Here is a 15,979-nt window from a genome sequence, read left to right on the forward strand (position 1 = left end):
CGACGCCGTCGACGTCGGACGTCACCTGGTCCTCGTGGCACCCCCAGGTCTCGCCGGGTTCGCAGGAGCGGATGAGGGGGTGCCCCGTGGCCTCGCGGTGCGCGGTGGCGTGCTTGTCGCGGGCGCCAGGCGTTCGAGGACTGAGCCGATCCGGTTCCGCGCCGGACCCGACGGCCGGGGTCGCAAACTGAACTCTCATGGGCGGCTTGATGAAAACTGTTCGATCTTGATCGAGAAGCCGCGACCGTTGGTTAGCGTCCGCTTATATGAAACGTATACGCACAGCGGCCGGGCTCTGTCTGGCGCTGCTGTTCCTCGCACTGGGAGTCGGCACCCAGCCGGCCCTGGCGCATGTCTCGCGCCAGCATGCGGAACTCGTCGTCGCCACCGGGAACAATGTCACCAGCGGCCGTCTCGTCGTCCACCGCGGCCTCGTGTCCCCGGAGCAGGCCGGAGCATGGGCGACCCGGTTGCTCGCGGTCGACTGCCCGGCCACCGGCTCCGGCGTTCCGGGCGACAACGGCGGGGTGCCCGGCGGGGTCGTGATCGAGTTGGCGTGGAGCTGCCACGTCGACGCGCTCGATCTGAGCCCGCTCATCGACAAGGGCGGACTGACCCAGGTCGTCGTCGAGTTCGACGGCACTGCGGTCGACGCCACCGCTGCCACACCACTGGTCGACGCCGAAGGCGCGCACGCCCTGCCCGGCTTCCCGTGGCTCACCGTCGTACTCGCGGCGGCCGTTCTCGCGCTGGTACTCGCCGCGCTGCGACTGCCGGCCCTGCTGCGGTCGTCGCGGACACGCCGCCGGTTCCAGCTCGCCACCACGGGCGCCATCGCTCTGTCCTGCCTCGCTCCGCAGGCGGCTTTCGCCGACGACGCGGCACCGTCCACCGTCATCGTCGAGGGCACCGTCTTCAAGGACGCCGACGGCAACGGCAGGCAAGACAAGGGGGACCGTGCCATGTCCGGCGTCGATGTCACCGACGGCGCCGTGTGGACCACGACCGGCGCCGACGGCTCGTACTCCCTCGCCATCGATCCGAGCCGGCGCGAGAGCGACATCGTCAGCATCGTCTCGCCCGACGGCTATACGCCTGTCCTGCGCAAGGACTACATCCCGCAGTTCTTCCACAAGGTCCCCGAGACCGGAGGCAGGGGCGTCGACTTCGCGCTCGTACCGGACCGCCATGCCTCCGACCCGACCGAGACCTGGGTCATGAACTCCGACCCCGAGGTCAGCAACGTCAGCGACGCCCAGGCGCGCACGGCGCTGCCCCAGTGGACGGGGCAGGTCCAGGCGATGTCCGAGGTCGACGGTGCGACGATGCAGATCGCGACCGGCGACCTCACCGTCACGGACTACGCCGCCGAGCCGCGCCGCCAGGCCGCGTACGACATCTTCAGCAAGGGCCTGGAACAGGGGCGGCTCGGCCACCCCTTCTACCCGGTCATGGGCAACCACGACTTCGGCGGCACGGCCACCTCCCAGGGCTACGCCGGCAGTCTGGAGTACTACCGCCGCAACATGGCCCCGGAGTGGTACAGCTTCGACCGCAACGGCCGCCACATCGTCGTCCTGGAGGACAACTACGACGCAAGCGGACTGAAGCCGCAGCTGGAGTGGCTGCGCAGGGACCTGGCCCGGCACGCGGTCGGCAAGCAGGTGCTCGTCTTCGCGCATCGCTCGCTGTTCACCCAGTGGGGCCCCGGCGCGGGCATGCAGCCGACGATCGACGAGCTGGCCGAGTACGACGTCCGGCTGGTCGCGGCGGGCCACAACCAGCAGGCCGAGTTCCGCCGTGGTGCCTTCGAACGGTCCGTGGAGATCAACAACCAGGGCACCTACGGAATCGACGGCGCCCACCCCGATTACAAGGTGCTGGACTTCAGCGGAATCACGGACGATCCGCACACCCGACGCAACGAGGACACCGGCCATGTCACCGGCGTCCACCGGCAGTTCGACATCGACGACGACAGCGCGCTGGTCAGCCCCGCACCGCGCAGCGTGCACGGCTCGGCAGACGGAGTCCCCGTCGAGGTGTACGCCGAGGACGACGGCCGCACCCCGGCCAGGGCCTCGCTGACCGTACGGGACAGCCGCGGGCACGTCGTGAAGCGGACCGGCCTGCGCTTCGGCCGGGAACCCGGCAGGCCCGGCATCGAGAACTGCTACACCCCACCGGGCGGCAGGCCCGAACCGTGCCCCGACGCACGCGGGGCGTGGACCCGGGCGAGCAGCACACTGCACGGGCTGCGGCCCGGCACGTACTCCGCCAGGACGATCGTGTACGACACCCGGGGCAAGGCGTTTCCCGCGCTCCCCGCACTCGGGAGCACCTTCGACGTCGTACGGCAGTCCGAGCTCTCCGAGCCGAGGGCCGGGCAGAACTGGCTCCGGCAGGGCGGCGACGAGGCCGGGCGGTCCTCGGCCGCCGACGAGCCGGGCCCCGCACTGGATCTGAAGTGGGTCCGGCACACCGGCGAGCAGTTCAACCTGAACGGCTCGGTGGTCGCGGACGGCAAGGTGATCGTCTCGTCCCGCGCGTTCGACTCCCCGTACAGCATGATGCTGGCCTACGACATCGGGTCCGGGCGGGAGATCTGGCGTACCTATCTGGACGGCGACGCCGAATCGGCGCCCACGCTCCACGAGGGACGGGTGTATCTGACGACCGGGGTCGGACGGATCTATGCGCTGGACGTCCGGGACGGTCATGTTGCCTGGGAGTCGATCGACCGTGAGGAGCACCACGGCGACACGGTGCGCCGCTACGGCCGTGCGGGCGGACCGGTCAGTGTCTTCGCACTCACCGGACAGGACCGCACGGTGGCCGTCTACCAGGACTGGGACACCGTCCGCTGCCGTGACGCGAAGACCGGCACCCCTCTGCCCGGCGGCTTCGGTGCCGCCGCCTCCTGGGGGCAGTCCCACAGCACGGCGGTGCGCGAGCCCGGTTCCGACACCGCCTATCTGCACTCCTCGTCGAGCAACACGGTCATCGCCATGGACCTGACGAGCTGCAGGCAGCTGTGGGCCAAGGACACCGCGGGCGACATCGACAGCCACTCGTCGCCCGTGCTCACCGATCCCGCGTCGGGCCCGGCCCAGCTGGTCACCTTCACCGCCTCCGGCGTCCGCGGGCACGACCCGGCGACGGGTGCGGTGACCTGGGAGTCCGGGCTGGGTGGCTCCAGCACCTGCGAGCCGGGCCGCGCCCCGCTCACCAGCCCTGCCGTCCGGGGCGGCATGGCCTACGTGGCGGGACGGGACGGTGTCGTACGCGCCTACGACACGAGCGCGGCCGATCCCTCGAAGCCGGTGTGGGAGACCAAGTCCGGCTATCTGCCCGGGAAGAGTCCGCTGGACGACAAATGGCGTGTCGCCATGGGATGTTCGGCCGGGGACGGTTCGCCGACGACGCATCCGCTGGTGACCGGGGCGCTGGTGTACGTGGGGACGTGGGACGGGCGTCTTCTCGTCCTGGACCGTGCCACCGGCCGGCAGCTCGCCGCGTACAACCTCGGCGCAGGCGTCGCCTCGGCCCTCTCCGTCAGCGGTGACCGGGTATTCGTCCTCACGGACGACGGCACGGTCCACGCGCTGGCCGCGCGCCGGAACTGAGAGGAAGCACCACCGTGCGATCACTCCGCACCGGGGTGCTGCTCCTGCCGGCCGCCGTCCCCGCGCTGCTGTTCGGCAGCGCGGGGACGGCCCAGGCGCACCCCTTCGGCACACCCCCCGTCGTCAGGGTCGAGGCGGCGGGCCCCTCCGCCGTGAACGCGACCTGGTCCGCGCAGCAGGACGACGTCGCCGTCCTGCGCAGGAGCTCAGGCGGCGATGTGACGGGCTATCTGCGCGCACACATCGTCGTACGCCAGGATGGCAGCTCCTGCCCGGTGGACCGGGTGGACGGCATGACGCTCCACTTCTCCTGCCCGCATCCGGTGGACCGGATCACACTGACGGTCACCGCGCTGACGGACACCGATGCCGCCTACCGAACGCTGTCGGTGACCGATGCGGGCAGCGGAGGACTGCACACGGCGAAGGAGCCGACGCGCACACTCGCGCTGAAATCTGATGCACGAGCCGACTCGAACTCTTCTGACGGGAGTTGGACCACTGATCTGAGCTCGCTTCTGGACCGCAGGGTGGCCCTTTGGACGGCGCTGCTCGTGGCGACGGCCGTGGGCGCGCTGCATGCCTGTGCTCCCGGGCACGGCAAGTCGCTGGCCGCCGGATACCTGGTGGGCGGCCGGGGCAGACCGCGGGACGCGGTGTGGCTCGGGGGCGTCGTCGCCGTGATGCACACGCTCTCGGTCACCGTCCTCGCGATCGGCTGGTGGCTGGCGGCGAAGAGTGCGCCGGACATGAAGGCGCTGACGGAATGGCTGCAACTGGCCGCCGCGCTGGTGGTGGCAGGGGTGGGTGCGGGCCTGCTGCGGCGGAATCTGCGTCACCGCGGCCACCGTCACGAGCACGGGCAGGAGCACGGGCACGGTCAGTCGCCCGATGGCCACGATGCGAGTGGGCACGGCCACGGGCACAGCCACGAGATCCCCGACGCCCCCTCGCTGCTCACCTGGCGCGGTCTGGCCCTTCTCGGGGCGTCCGGCGGCCTGTTGCCCTCGCCCTCTGCCTTCCTGGTCCTGCTCACCGGGCTGCTCACGGACAAGGTCGGTTTCGCCCTCGCGATGGTGGCCTCCTTCGGCGCGGGTATGGCCCTCACCCTGACGGGTGTCGGACTGATCGTGCTGCGCGGCCGTGACGCGCTGCTGGACCGTGTCTCCCGTTCTTCGCTGCTGCGCATCTGGGCCCCGAGGATTCCGCTGTTCGCCGCTTCGGCGGTGGTGGCCGGAGGCACGGTGGCCTCGGCGCTCGCGGCGGTACGGCTTCTGGCGCCGTAAAGGGGTTCGCAGGGACCGGCGACCGACCCACGGGCGGAGCCCGGCCGACGGAACCGGCCGATGGAGCGGTACCGGCGGACGGAGATCCTCCACATCCGGCTTCGTCCTCCGGCGCTCCGTGGTCCCGGTCCCGGTCCGAACCGCTCACCGCTCGTCCCCGGTACTCCCGGCCCGGCCGGAGGTCCGTACCGGAAAGAGCGTGGACCAGCGCGCTTCCTCCTCACGCTGCTCCTGCCCCCGTCGCAGCCGCGCCTGGACGGCCAGGCACACCACGGTGGTGGTGCCGGCGACCGCCGGCAGCGCGGCCAGGACCGGAGTGATCGGCATGAGCAGCAGAAACATCGTGAGGGCCGCCGCTCCCCACCCGGTCAGCACGGCGGCCGCGGCCGGCCGCCGGGAGCGCGGCCGGTCCTGGCCCGCCCGCAGGTCGACATAGGCGGGCAGGTACCAGACATTGCCGGCTGCGAGGAGCACGACGACACCGGCCGCCAGAACACCGTGGGACATCGGCAGCACTCTCCTGAGGGCGGGGCTTGCGGGGGCGGGGGTTGCGGGGACGGGGGTTGCGGGGCGGGGCCGGGAGGGTCAGTGCGGTACGGCGGGTTCGAGTTCGAGCGCGGCGATCTCCGGGTGGTGCAGATCCAGGGCCGGCGACTCGCTGCGGATACGGGGCAGGGAGGTGAAGTTGTGCCGGGGCGGAGGGCAGGACGTGGCCCATTCCAGGGAGCGGCCGTATCCCCAGGGATCGTCGACGGTGACCTTCCTGCCGTACTGGCTGGTCTTCCAGACGTTGTAGAAGAAGGGCAGGAAGGACAGCCCCAGCAGGAACGATCCGATGGTGGAGAGGGTGTTGAGAGCGGTGAAACCGTCGGCGGCGAGATAGTCCGCGTACCGGCGCGGCATTCCCTCGGCTCCGAGCCAGTGCTGGACGAGGAACGTGAGGTGGAAACCGACCGTCAGCACCCAGAAAGTGATCTTGCCGAGGCGCTCGTCGAGCATCTTGCCGGTGAACTTCGGCCACCAGAAATGGAATCCGGCGAACATCGCGTACACGACCGTACCGAAGAGCGTGTAGTGGAAATGCGCGACGACGAAGTACGAGTCGGAGACATGGAAGTCGAGTGGCGGTGAGGCCAGGATGACACCGGTGATTCCACCGAAGACGAAGGTGATCAGGAATCCGGTGGTCCACAGCATCGGTGTCTCGAAGGAGAGCGATCCCTTCCACATCGTGCCGATCCAGTTGAAGAACTTCACCCCGGTCGGTACGGCGATCAGGAAGGTCATGAAGGAGAAGAAGGGCAGCAGCACACCACCGGTCACATACATGTGGTGCGCCCAGACGGTGACGGAAAGACCGGCGATGGCGATCGTGGCGGCGACGAGACCGATGTAGCCGAACATCGGCTTCCGGGAGAAGACCGGGACGATCTCGGAGACGATTCCGAAGAACGGCAGGGCCAGTACGTAGACCTCGGGATGACCGAAGAACCAGAAGAGGTGCTGCCACAGCAGCGCGCCCCCGTTGGCGGGATCGAAGATGTGCGAGCCGAATTTACGGTCCATCTCCAGCGCGAAGAGCGCCGCGGCCAGCACCGGGAAGACCAGGAGGATGAGCACGGCGGTCAGCAGCACGTTCCAGGTGAAGATCGACATCCGGAACATGGTCATTCCCGGGGCACGCATGCAGATGATGGTGGTGATGAAGTTGACCGCTCCGAGAATGGAACCGAAGCCGGAGAGCGCCACGCCCATGATCCACATATCGGCGCCGATTCCCGGTGAATGCGTGGCGTCTGACAGCGGGGCGTAGGCGAACCACCCGAAGTCGGCGGCGCCCTGAGGAGTGAGGAACCCCGCGGCGGCGATCAGTGAGCCGAAGAGGAACAGCCAGTACGCCAGCATGTTCAGCCGCGGGAACGCCACATCGGGCGCGCCTATCTGGAGCGGCATGAGCCAGTTGGCGAATCCGGTGAACAGCGGCATCGCGAACAGCAGCAGCATCACCGAACCGTGCATGGTGAATGCCTGGTTGAACTGCTCGTTGGAAATGATCTGTGTCCCGGGACGGGCGAGTTCCGCGCGCATCACGAGAGCCATCGCACCGCCGATGATGAAGAAGACGAACGCGGTGACGAGATAGAGCGTGCCGATCTGCTTGTGGTCGGTCGTGGTGAGCCACGAGACGACGATCCGTCCGCGGGACGGACGGCCCTTCCCGGTGGGGGGCGTGTCGGCGGTGGCGGCTTGGGGGCCGGGGGGCTTGGGCCCCTGTGCGGGGGCGGCTCGATTGCCCTGCGTTTCCATTGCGTCCACCGGACCGTGTCCTCCAGCTCTTGCGGTTCTTCGAGCGCTCCCCGGCCGCACGGGCGGCGGGGAGCGGTCGGAAAGGTCCGGCGAATCACGGGGGGACGGGACCGGACCTTCCCGGCCGCACCATGCTGGCCGCCCGCCTCGAAGCCCTCCAGGGACCGACGGGGTACGTCGCGCCGGGCCGACCGGCCCTACTCGCCGGGGTGTCGGGGAGCCGATCGGCCTCACCGGGCCGAGGGCGAACGGCCGGACCCGCCCTGCGGCTGCCGTAGGCTGACCGTCCGTGGACCGGTCCCAGCCCTGCGGTGATCCGGTGAGCGATTTCCCGGCATACGGCACACGGATCCTGAGAGCGGCGCCCGATGACAGAGACAGCACCCAGGGCCTTGCCCGACTCCCCCTGTGCCGGCCCGGCGGCCTGGCCCCAGCCCAGCCGGCCGGACAGGATGCGAGGTCTGCTGGATGCCGTGATGAGCCTGGGGCGGGGCCTGGAACTGCCCGAGGTGCTCCGTGGGATCGTGGAGGCCGCGGTGACCCTGACCGACGCGGAGTACGGGGCGCTGGGCATCGTCGGGGACGGGGAGAAGCTGCTGGAGTTCCTGCCGGTCGGCATATCGGAGCAGCTCGCCGCCGTGATCGGCCAGACGCCGTGCGGGCGCGGCATCCTCGGTGAACTGATCCGGCATCCGGAACCGCTGCGGCTCACCGATCTCAGCAGCCATCCGCGCAGCTTCGGATTTCCGCCCCACCATCCCCCGATGCGCACCTTCCTCGGGGTACCGGTGCGGGTGCGCGACGAGGTGTTCGGCAACCTCTACCTCACCGAGAAGCGGGGCGGGGTGAGCTTCGACGCCGACGACGAGGCGGTGCTGACCACCCTGTCGATCGCGGCCGGGGTCGCCATCGACAACGCCCGCATGTACGACGAGAGCCGTCGCCGGGAGCGGCGGCTGGAGGCGCTGGGCGAGATCACCCGCACCCTGCTCTCGGGGACGGACGCCGACGAGGTGCTGCACCTGATCGCCGAGCGGGCGATGGAGGTGGCGGGGGCCGACCGGGCCGCGATCCTGCTGCCGACACCCCCCGCGCCCCGCTCCGGGGCTTCGGATGCCTCCGGGGCCGAGGCGCGTCTGACCGTTGCCGTCGCCCACGGCAGGGACTCCGAACGCGTCACGGGGCTGTCCGTACCCGCGCAGGGTTCACTGGCCGGGCTCGCCGCCCGTACCGGGACCCCGGTGCACTGCGCCGATGTGCGTACCGATCCCCGGGCCCACCCGTTCGGAGACGGCGCCGAGGACGGTCTGGGGCCGGTGGTGACGGTGCCTCTGCGGGTCGACGCGGAGACCAGGGGCGCCCTGCGCCTGGGGCGGCCGGTGGACCGGCCGCCGTTCGACGACACCGAGGTCGCGCTCGTCTCGGGCTTCGCCGACCAGGCGGCCATCGCCCTGGAACTGGCCCGCAGACGGGCCGAGTCCGAGGAACTCGCCGTCATGCACGACCGGGACCGGATCGCCCGCGATCTGCACGATCTGGCGATCCAGCGTCTCTTCGCGACCGGGATGACCCTGCAGAGCACCACGCGCGCCATCGCGGACCGGCCGGACGCGGCCGAGCGGGTCAGCCGGGCGGTGGACGATCTGGACACCACGATCCGGATCATCCGGTCCACCATCTTCGATCTGCGGACGGCGGACGGTCCGGGCCGCGGCGGGCTGCGGCACCGGATGGCGGAGACCGCCCGCACGGCGGCCCACGCCCTCGGCTTCCGGCCCTCCCTGCGGATCGACGGACCGGTGGACACCACGGTCCCGGACGAGCTGGCCGAACACGTGGTGGCGGTCGCCGCCGAGGCGGTGTCCAACGCCTCCCGCCATGCCCGTGCCACACGTATCGGCATCGTGCTGTCGGCCGACGACACGGTGACCCTGACCGTCACCGACAACGGCATCGGAATCGGTGTCCGGGACGGCGTCACGACCGCGCCCGGGACAGGAGCCGCGGCCGAGCGTCCCGGAGGGCTGGCCAACATGCGTACGCGGGCGGAACTGTGCGGCGGGACCCTGGCCGTCGAACGGCCGGCGGACGGCGGCACCCGGATCATCTGGAGCGCACCGCTCCACGACTGACGGACGAGGCCGGGGCCTGAGCACCCGTCAGCCCCCGGAGCCTGAGCCCCAGGGGTCTCCCGTCCGGATCACGCCCGGCGTGATCCGGACGGGAGGCACTAGCGGTCCTTGACCCGGCCGACGAGCATCGCCGCCTGGATCCGGCGGCCCACGCCCAGTTTGGCGAGGATCGAGGAGATGCGGTTCTTGACGGTCTTCTCGGCCAGGAAGAGGCGTTCCGCGATCTCGCGGTTGGTGAGACCCTCACCGATGAGATCGAGGATCTGCCGCTCCCTGGGCGTGAGTCCGTCCAGTTCCGATCCCGCCGACGTCTCGGCGGGCGGCCGCTCGGTGCCCCGCAGCCGCTCCATCACGCGGGCGGTCGTCCGCGGATCGAGCATCGAGGTGCCCGAAGCGACCCTGCGTACGGCGGTGATCAGGTCGGCTCCGTTGATCTGCTTGAGCACATACCCCGCCGCGCCCGCCATGATGGCGTCGAACAGCGCCTCGTCGTCGTCGAACGACGTCAGCATCAGGCAGGCGAGTTCGGGCATCAGCGCGCGCAGCTCCCGGCACACCTCGATGCCGGCGTGATCACCGCCCCGGTCGTCGCCGAGGCGTACGTCCAGCACGGCGACCTGCGGTCTGCTGGCCGGTACCCGGGCCAGCGCCTCCCGGGCGTCGGAAGCCTCGCCGACGACCTCGATGTCGTCCTCGGCCTCCAGCAGATCGCGTACGCCGCGCCGGACGACCTCGTGGTCGTCGAGGATGAAGACACGTACGGGGGCCGCGGGCCGGGGCGGATCCGCGCTCGGCGGAGTCGTGCTCGGTGGGGTGTTCGCGAACTCATTCACCACATGCTCGATCGGTTCGGGGAGAGGGCCGGAAACAGTATGTGCCCGTCCGCGGGACAGTCCCCGCCGGGGGGCGACAGCATGGAAAACAGCGCGTGAACAGGGCCGAAAGGCCCTGTGGCCAGGGGCCGGTCAGCGGGTGGGGCGCGGTGCCATACTGACGCCGCCAAGATCGTCCGGGCGCCACGGACATCTCCCTTCCCGGCCACCCCACTGTGCTGCAACGAGGAGCAACCGGCCCATGAACACCCCGAGCGAGGACTACCACGCACTGCTCGCACGGCATGACGCGATGCGGCTGCGGCGACGCATCCTGGCCCCGTCCGGCAGCCGTGCCGGGGAGTGGAGCGCCGAGGCTCCGCAGGCGTACGACGGAACGGCCGACCAGCGGCTGATCGGTGACTCGCTGTCGCTGGTGAACCCGTTGGAGGAGCTGATCGCCGAGCTGTACCGGATCCTGTTCGAGCGGCACCCGTATCTGCGGTCGCTGTTCCCCGAGTCGATGGCCTTCCAGCAGGCCCATCTCGCCGGGATCTTCCGCTATCTGATCGGCAATCTGCACCGTACGGACGAAATGATCGGCGTCTTCGGGCAGTTGGGGCGCGACCACCGCAAGCTCGGTGTGCGCCCCGCGCACTTCGAGGCCTTCGAGGCGGCGCTGATCGAGGCGCTGCGCGTGCGCGCGGGCGCCCGGTGGACCCACGCGCTGGAGCAGGCCTGGCTGCGGATGCTGCGGCTGGCCGTCTCGGCGATGGTCAGGGGCGCGGACGAGGCGATCGCCGAACCGCCCAGCTGGGAGGCGACGGTGACCTCGCACGAGGTGCGCGCCCCCGGGCTCGCGGTGCTGCGGGTACGGCCGCATCAGCCCTATGCCTTCGAGGCCGGGCAGTACGCGTCCCTGGAGTCGCCGCTGCTGGAGCAGGCCTGGCGTCCGTACTACCTGGCCCGCGCCCCGCATCCGGACGGTGAACTGGAGTTCCACGTACGGGCCCGGGGCGCCGACGGGGTGAGCGATGCGCTGGTGCACGGGACGCGGGAGGGCGGCGCCGTACGGCTCAGTGCCCCGCGCGGCGCACTGGCGCTGCCGGACCACCTGCCGGCCGCGGACCTTCTGCTCATCGCCTCCGGTACGGGCTGGGCCCCGATGAAGGCGCTGCTCCAGCGGATCGACGCCGACCGCTCCCGCGCGCACCGGGTACGGCTGCTGCTGGGGCCCGCACTGGAGACGGCGGCGGCCGGGGAGATGTACGACGCGGCGTATCTGGAAGCGTTCCGGCGCAAGCGTCCCTGGCTGACCGTCATCGCGGCCGACACCGCGGGTACCCGCTTCGCGGGTGCCGGACTGCGGGCCCTGAACGGAATACTGCCCCCGCAGCCCGGGGCCGCCGCCCGGCAGCACGCTTTTCTGGCCCTGGACCCCGAGGCCGCCACGACCGGGCCGGTGCAGGCCGTCGCCGCCCGGCTGGCCGCCGCCGGAGTACCGGCCGAGCAGATCCGTCATGACGCCACCGGCGTGGTCGCGGTCACAGAAATGTCTGCCAGTACGACCAGAACCGGATTGCTATCAGCATGACGATGGCCAGACACCAGGTCACCGGCACCACGAGGGGGAACTCCAGCACCGCCGCGACCAGGGCGCGCGGCGCGGGCAGGACGCCGTGGCGCAGATTGTGCACCGTGGTGTGCCAGAACATGAAGACGGTGGCCACCCACACGAGCACGCACCACAGGCAGAGTGCGCCGATCTCGAACAGCGCCTGGGTCATCAGCCACATGCAGAAGCCGGCACCGAACAGCGTGCCGAGGTTCAGTCCCCACCAGTACCAGCGCCGGTAGCGCGCACCCGCGAGCAGGCCCGCGCCGGTCCCCAGCACCGTCCCGAAGGCGACCAGCCCGATGAGCGGATTGGGAAAGCCGAACGCCGACGCCTGCTCGCTGCGCATCACACTGGTGCAGGACACCACGGGGCTCAGCGAGCAGGCGGGTACGAAGCCGGGGTCGGCGAGCAGTTCGTACTTGTCGATCGTGATCACGAACGAGCCGAGCAGCCCGAGCGCGGCGGTGACGACCAGCAGCCACCCGAACCCCCGCCTCGCCCCGGCGCACTCCCGTTCGTCGCCCTCCCCGGACACGTCGGCGCATTCCCGCTCCCCGGCCCCGGAGCCTTCCGCCACCCTCCCCGCACCACACTCCGGCAGCTTCATGCCCGCCCCCGTACGGAACCGTCCGGCCAGACGACCTCCACCCGGATTCCCCGCGCACGCGCGAAGGCGACCAGATGCGCCGTGGCGTCACGTCCGTCGGACGGCGATCCGTCCCACACGGCGAGCACGGTCCGGCAGGTCTCCACCAGCCGTTCATCGGCGCCGACACACGCGTCGCGGTCGGCCGGATCGAAGGGCAACAGCCGTACGTGTTCGGCCAGGACCAGCAGTTCGCCCGCGGCCGACCGGTCCCGCTCGGGCAGTACGGCGGGGACCGCGCCCTGAGCCGGCAGCAGCACCGTCAGCTTCCGCCCGGCCTCCCGGGCGGCCCGCCCGAACACCAACGGCAGCCCCGCCCCGACCCGGACCAGGGCGGCGGCACCTTCCGCCAAGCGGTCCAGCCGCGCTCTCAGTTCGGCTTCCACCAGCTCCAGGGTCCTGTTGCCGAGGTCCCTGTGCCCGACGACTGCGATCACCATGATTCCCTCCTCGCGCACCCGCGGCGTGCGACGCATCGCAGTGAACCCATCGGAGGCCGGGCGCCACTAGGGCCGATCGGCCCTGTCGGCCGGAACCCGGCGGCAGCGTGCCCGGGGCGAACGGCAACTCCCCTCATTCATACGGAATCACGGCAATTTAGGTTAGGCTAAGCTAAGTTCGTGGACAGGGTGCGAGGCGGCGCGGTCGTCGTCAAGTTCGGCGGGAACGCCATGGTGGACGCGAGCCTGAAGCGGTCGTTCGCCCAAGATGTCGTGGAGCTGTGGCGGACGGGCCTGCGCCCGGTCGTCGTGCACGGGGGCGGGCCGCAGATCAGCGCGATGCTGGATCTCCTGGGCCTGGACTCCCGCTTCGAGGCGGGACTACGGGTGACCACTCCGGAGACCATGGACGTGGTGCGCATGGTGCTGAGCGGCCGGGTCCAGCGGGAGCTGGTCGGCCACATCAATGAGCACGGGCCCTTCGCCGTGGGGATGACCGGCGAGGACGCGCACACGATGACGGCGGTGCGGCGGCCGGCCTGGGTGGACGGGCGGCCGGTGGACATCGGCCTCGTCGGCGATGTCGTGGACGTGAACCCGGGCATGGTGCGCACGCTCCTGACGGAGGGGCACATACCGGTGGTCTCCCCCGTGGCGCGCGGCGAGGACGGACAGGTCTACAACGTCAACGCCGATCTCGCGGCGTCGGCCCTGGCCGTGGCACTCGGGGCCGAGCGGCTGGTGATGCTCACCGATGTGGCGGGGCTGTACGCCGACTGGCCGCACAGCACCGAGGTGATCGAGCATCTGACGGCCGATGCGCTGGACGGGATGCTGCCGGGGCTGGCGAGCGGGATGCTGCCGAAGATGGAGGGCTGCCTGCGGGCCGTACGCGGCGGGGTGGGCAGGGCCCAGGTGCTCGACGGGCGCGTACCGCACGCGGTGCTGCGCGGTGTCCTCGGCGAGACCGGCCCCGGCACCACCGTGGTTCCGGGCAGCAGCGCGGACCACTGCGGCAGCACCGCATGACCGCGGCGGCCGGCGCGCACGGGCGGGCCGGCCGTCACAGGGTCTTGGTGAGGATCCGCGCGTTGCGCCGGGGGTCAAGGGACCGCGCCCAGGACGCAGGCACCCGGCGTGCGGTCGTGGGCGCGAAACCGTACCGGAGGAACAGGCCGCCACCGCCGGTCGTCGCCGTGAACAGCGCGCCGAGCGACCGGGCGTGCGCCATGGCCAGCGCGGCCCGCAGGAGCCCGGCCCCCACCCCGCTCCCCTGCCGGTGACCGGCCACGCAGAAGTTGTACAGCACACCCACGGGACCGCGCCCCTCCCCCGGGCCGGCCGGATGCACGCGCAGGCCGACGGAGCCCTCGATGGGCCCGGAGGGGGCCTGCGCCACGAGGAAGTCGGCCGCGTGGGCGGCGTAGAGGGAGACGGGCCGCTCCCGCAGCGCGCCCGAGCGCACGAACGGCCGGGACAGTTCGGCGAGTTCGGCGGCGTCCTCCTCACGGGCCGAGCGTACGCAGTACGCCGGCACGGGGAGCCCGGGCGGCAGCGGGGCGGGGCGCGGCGCGGCCGTGATCAGGACGTTCCCCACCGGGTTCAGTCGGTGGACGCGGCGAGGGACCGGGGGCGCAGGTCGGTCCAGTTGGCCTCGATGTACTCCAGGCACGCCTCCCGGCTGTTCTCGGCGAGAACGGTCGTCCATCCTCCGGGAACCTCTGCGAAGGACGGCCAGAGCGAGTGCTGTCCCTCGTCGTTCACCAGGACCAGGAAGCGGCCTTCGGGGTCGTCGAAAGGGTTGGTGCTCATGTGTCGGTGTCTCCTCGGGCCCGACGGGCCGGTGACGGCCGCGTCGTGACTGTGCGTCGGATCCGGCGGCGGATCGGGGATGGGGGGAGCAAACCACATTAGGTTAGGCTCACCTAATACAGGATGAGCCTAACCTCTCCCCTCCCCTCTCACAAGGAGACCGGTCATGACCTCTCCCGGCCACGGCCCCGCGGCCGACGGGGAAAGCCCCTTCGCGGCGTTCGGGCTGCCCGGCAGGCCCGGCACCGAGGCGTTCTGGGCGGCGGCGCGGACACCCGCGCCGGTGCCCGACGGCGACGGCGGCTGGCGGACCCTGTTCCTGTGGCGCGGGTCCGGGGCCCGCATCGATTTCGAGAGCTGGTCGCAGCCGGTTCCGCTGCGCCGGTGGGCGGACACGGACTGCTGGTACGCCGAAGTGCGCATGCCCGCGCGGCTGCGGGTGACCTACCGGATCGTCGAGGGCGACGCGGCCCACGCGGATCCGTTCAACCCGGTCGGTGCCGGCGCGGACCGGTCCATCGCCGCGGCCCCGGACGCCCCGGCGCAGCCGCACTGGCCCGTCGTCGGCCCCGACGACATCCTGCCCCTGCCGTCGTCCCGGCTCCGCTGGAACAGCGCGCGGCTGGGCGGGCGGCGCACCGTGCGCGTCCACCCGGCGGGCGGCGGCGGGCCGGTGGTCCTGCTGCTCGACGGGGACGACTGGCTGTATCTGCACCCGGCCATGGCCGCGTTCGACTCGGCGGTCGCCGGTGGCGCGATGCCCCCGGTGACGCTCGTCTTCGTTCCGGCCAGGGACCGGGCGGCCGAGTTCGGGTGCGGGCCCGGGCTGTGGGAGGCGGTCCGGGACGAACTCCTGCCGCTGGTTGCGGGATTTGGCGTCCCGGCCGACCTGGACCGGCTGGTGGTGGCCGGGCAGAGCCTGGGCGGACTGAGCGCGCTGTACGCGGCGCTGGAGTTCCCGGACCTGGTCTCTCGGGTCGCTGTCCAGTCGGGGTCCTTCTGGTGGGCTCCCGGCGCCATGGACCTGGCTGACCCCCTGGGCGGCCCGGTCGGCGGCGCCGTCGCCGCGCGGCTGCGCCGGGGCCCCGATCTGTCCGGTCTGCGCTGCGCGTTCGACGTGGGGGAGCACGAGACGCGGATGCTGCCCCACTGCGAGCTGGCGGAGACCCTGACCGAACGGGCCGGCGCGACGGTGCGGGTCTCCCGGTCGCCCTCGGACCACGACCGGGCGGGCTGGCGGCACGCCCTGCTCAGGGATGTCGCCTGGGCCCTGGGCTGAGCGGTTCCGGGGAGGTGTCCG

At 71.3% G+C, this 15,979-nt stretch carries 13 protein-coding genes; 6 read left to right on the plus strand and 7 right to left on the minus strand.

All coding sequences use genetic code 11. The features are described 5' to 3' along the window. The first annotated feature begins 266 nt into the window (after positions 1 to 266). Together ACWCPY_RS16140 and ACWCPY_RS16145 are read left to right on the plus strand one after the other, a co-directional pair. Positions 267 to 3,626: an outer membrane protein assembly factor BamB family protein gene (locus tag ACWCPY_RS16140; RefSeq protein ID WP_451265329.1), complete on the plus strand. Its 3,360-nt coding sequence runs from the start codon at positions 267 to 269 to the stop codon at positions 3,624 to 3,626. Between the two features lie 14 nt (positions 3,627 to 3,640). Next, complete coding sequence (locus tag ACWCPY_RS16145; protein WP_451265331.1) at positions 3,641 to 4,912, plus strand: nickel/cobalt transporter; 1,272 nt, start codon at positions 3,641 to 3,643, stop codon at positions 4,910 to 4,912. 144 nt (positions 4,913 to 5,056) lie between these two features. Here the strand turns inward: ACWCPY_RS16145 and ACWCPY_RS16150 are convergent, their stop codons facing one another. Continuing rightward, positions 5,057 to 5,419, minus strand: coding sequence for a hypothetical protein (locus ACWCPY_RS16150; protein ID WP_451265333.1), 363 nt, complete (start codon positions 5,417 to 5,419; stop codon positions 5,057 to 5,059). A 78-nt stretch (positions 5,420 to 5,497) separates the two neighbouring features. Beyond that, complete coding sequence (ctaD, locus tag ACWCPY_RS16155; protein ID WP_451265518.1) at positions 5,498 to 7,219, minus strand: aa3-type cytochrome oxidase subunit I; 1,722 nt, start codon at positions 7,217 to 7,219, stop codon at positions 5,498 to 5,500. A gap of 452 nt (positions 7,220 to 7,671) precedes the next feature. Between ctaD and ACWCPY_RS16160 the strand changes: the two genes are divergently transcribed. Next, on the plus strand, positions 7,672 to 9,351 hold the full coding sequence (locus ACWCPY_RS16160) for a sensor histidine kinase (protein WP_451265335.1): 1,680 nt from the start codon (positions 7,672 to 7,674) through the stop codon (positions 9,349 to 9,351). A gap of 98 nt (positions 9,352 to 9,449) precedes the next feature. On the opposite strand, the gene ACWCPY_RS16165 is transcribed toward ACWCPY_RS16160, so the two are convergent. Continuing rightward, positions 9,450 to 10,100, minus strand: coding sequence for a response regulator (locus ACWCPY_RS16165; protein WP_451265520.1), 651 nt, complete (start codon positions 10,098 to 10,100; stop codon positions 9,450 to 9,452). Between the two features lie 325 nt (positions 10,101 to 10,425). Here ACWCPY_RS16165 and ACWCPY_RS16170 point away from each other — a divergent pair, with 325 nt between their 5' ends. Then, a complete protein-coding gene (locus ACWCPY_RS16170; RefSeq protein WP_451265337.1) occupies positions 10,426 to 11,757 on the plus strand; it encodes a globin domain-containing protein in 1,332 nt (443 codons plus the stop codon). Here ACWCPY_RS16170 and ACWCPY_RS16175 read toward each other — a convergent pair. Both ACWCPY_RS16175 and ACWCPY_RS16180 read right to left on the minus strand, forming a co-directional pair. After that, entirely contained in the window at positions 11,708 to 12,388 is a 681-nt protein-coding gene (locus ACWCPY_RS16175; RefSeq protein ID WP_451265339.1) for a vitamin K epoxide reductase family protein, read from the minus strand. The genes ACWCPY_RS16170 and ACWCPY_RS16175 overlap by 50 nt on opposite strands. After that, positions 12,385 to 12,864, minus strand: coding sequence for a hypothetical protein (locus tag ACWCPY_RS16180; RefSeq protein ID WP_362452097.1), 480 nt, complete (start codon positions 12,862 to 12,864; stop codon positions 12,385 to 12,387). Before ACWCPY_RS16180 ends, ACWCPY_RS16175 begins: the two co-directional genes overlap by 4 nt. 183 nt (positions 12,865 to 13,047) lie before the next feature. Here ACWCPY_RS16180 and argB point away from each other — a divergent pair, with 183 nt between their 5' ends. Then, complete coding sequence (argB, locus tag ACWCPY_RS16185) at positions 13,048 to 13,896, plus strand: acetylglutamate kinase (RefSeq protein WP_451265341.1); 849 nt, start codon at positions 13,048 to 13,050, stop codon at positions 13,894 to 13,896. A gap of 34 nt (positions 13,897 to 13,930) precedes the next feature. Here the strand turns inward: argB and ACWCPY_RS16190 are convergent, their stop codons facing one another. Together ACWCPY_RS16190 and ACWCPY_RS16195 are read right to left on the minus strand one after the other, a co-directional pair. Then, positions 13,931 to 14,452, minus strand: coding sequence for a GNAT family N-acetyltransferase (locus tag ACWCPY_RS16190; RefSeq protein WP_451265522.1), 522 nt, complete (start codon positions 14,450 to 14,452; stop codon positions 13,931 to 13,933). Positions 14,453 to 14,469: 17 nt separating this feature from the next. After that, positions 14,470 to 14,679, minus strand: a complete 210-nt coding sequence (locus tag ACWCPY_RS16195) for an MbtH family protein (protein ID WP_451265343.1) — start codon at positions 14,677 to 14,679, stop codon at positions 14,470 to 14,472. A gap of 166 nt (positions 14,680 to 14,845) precedes the next feature. Here ACWCPY_RS16195 and ACWCPY_RS16200 point away from each other — a divergent pair, with 166 nt between their 5' ends. Continuing rightward, the gene (locus ACWCPY_RS16200; RefSeq protein WP_451265345.1) at positions 14,846 to 15,958 is read left to right on the plus strand and encodes an alpha/beta hydrolase-fold protein; all 1,113 of its coding nucleotides are present in this window, start codon (positions 14,846 to 14,848) and stop codon (positions 15,956 to 15,958) included. Positions 15,959 to 15,979 lie beyond the last annotated feature (21 nt).

This window comes from Streptomyces sp. NPDC002403, assembly GCF_053593015.1.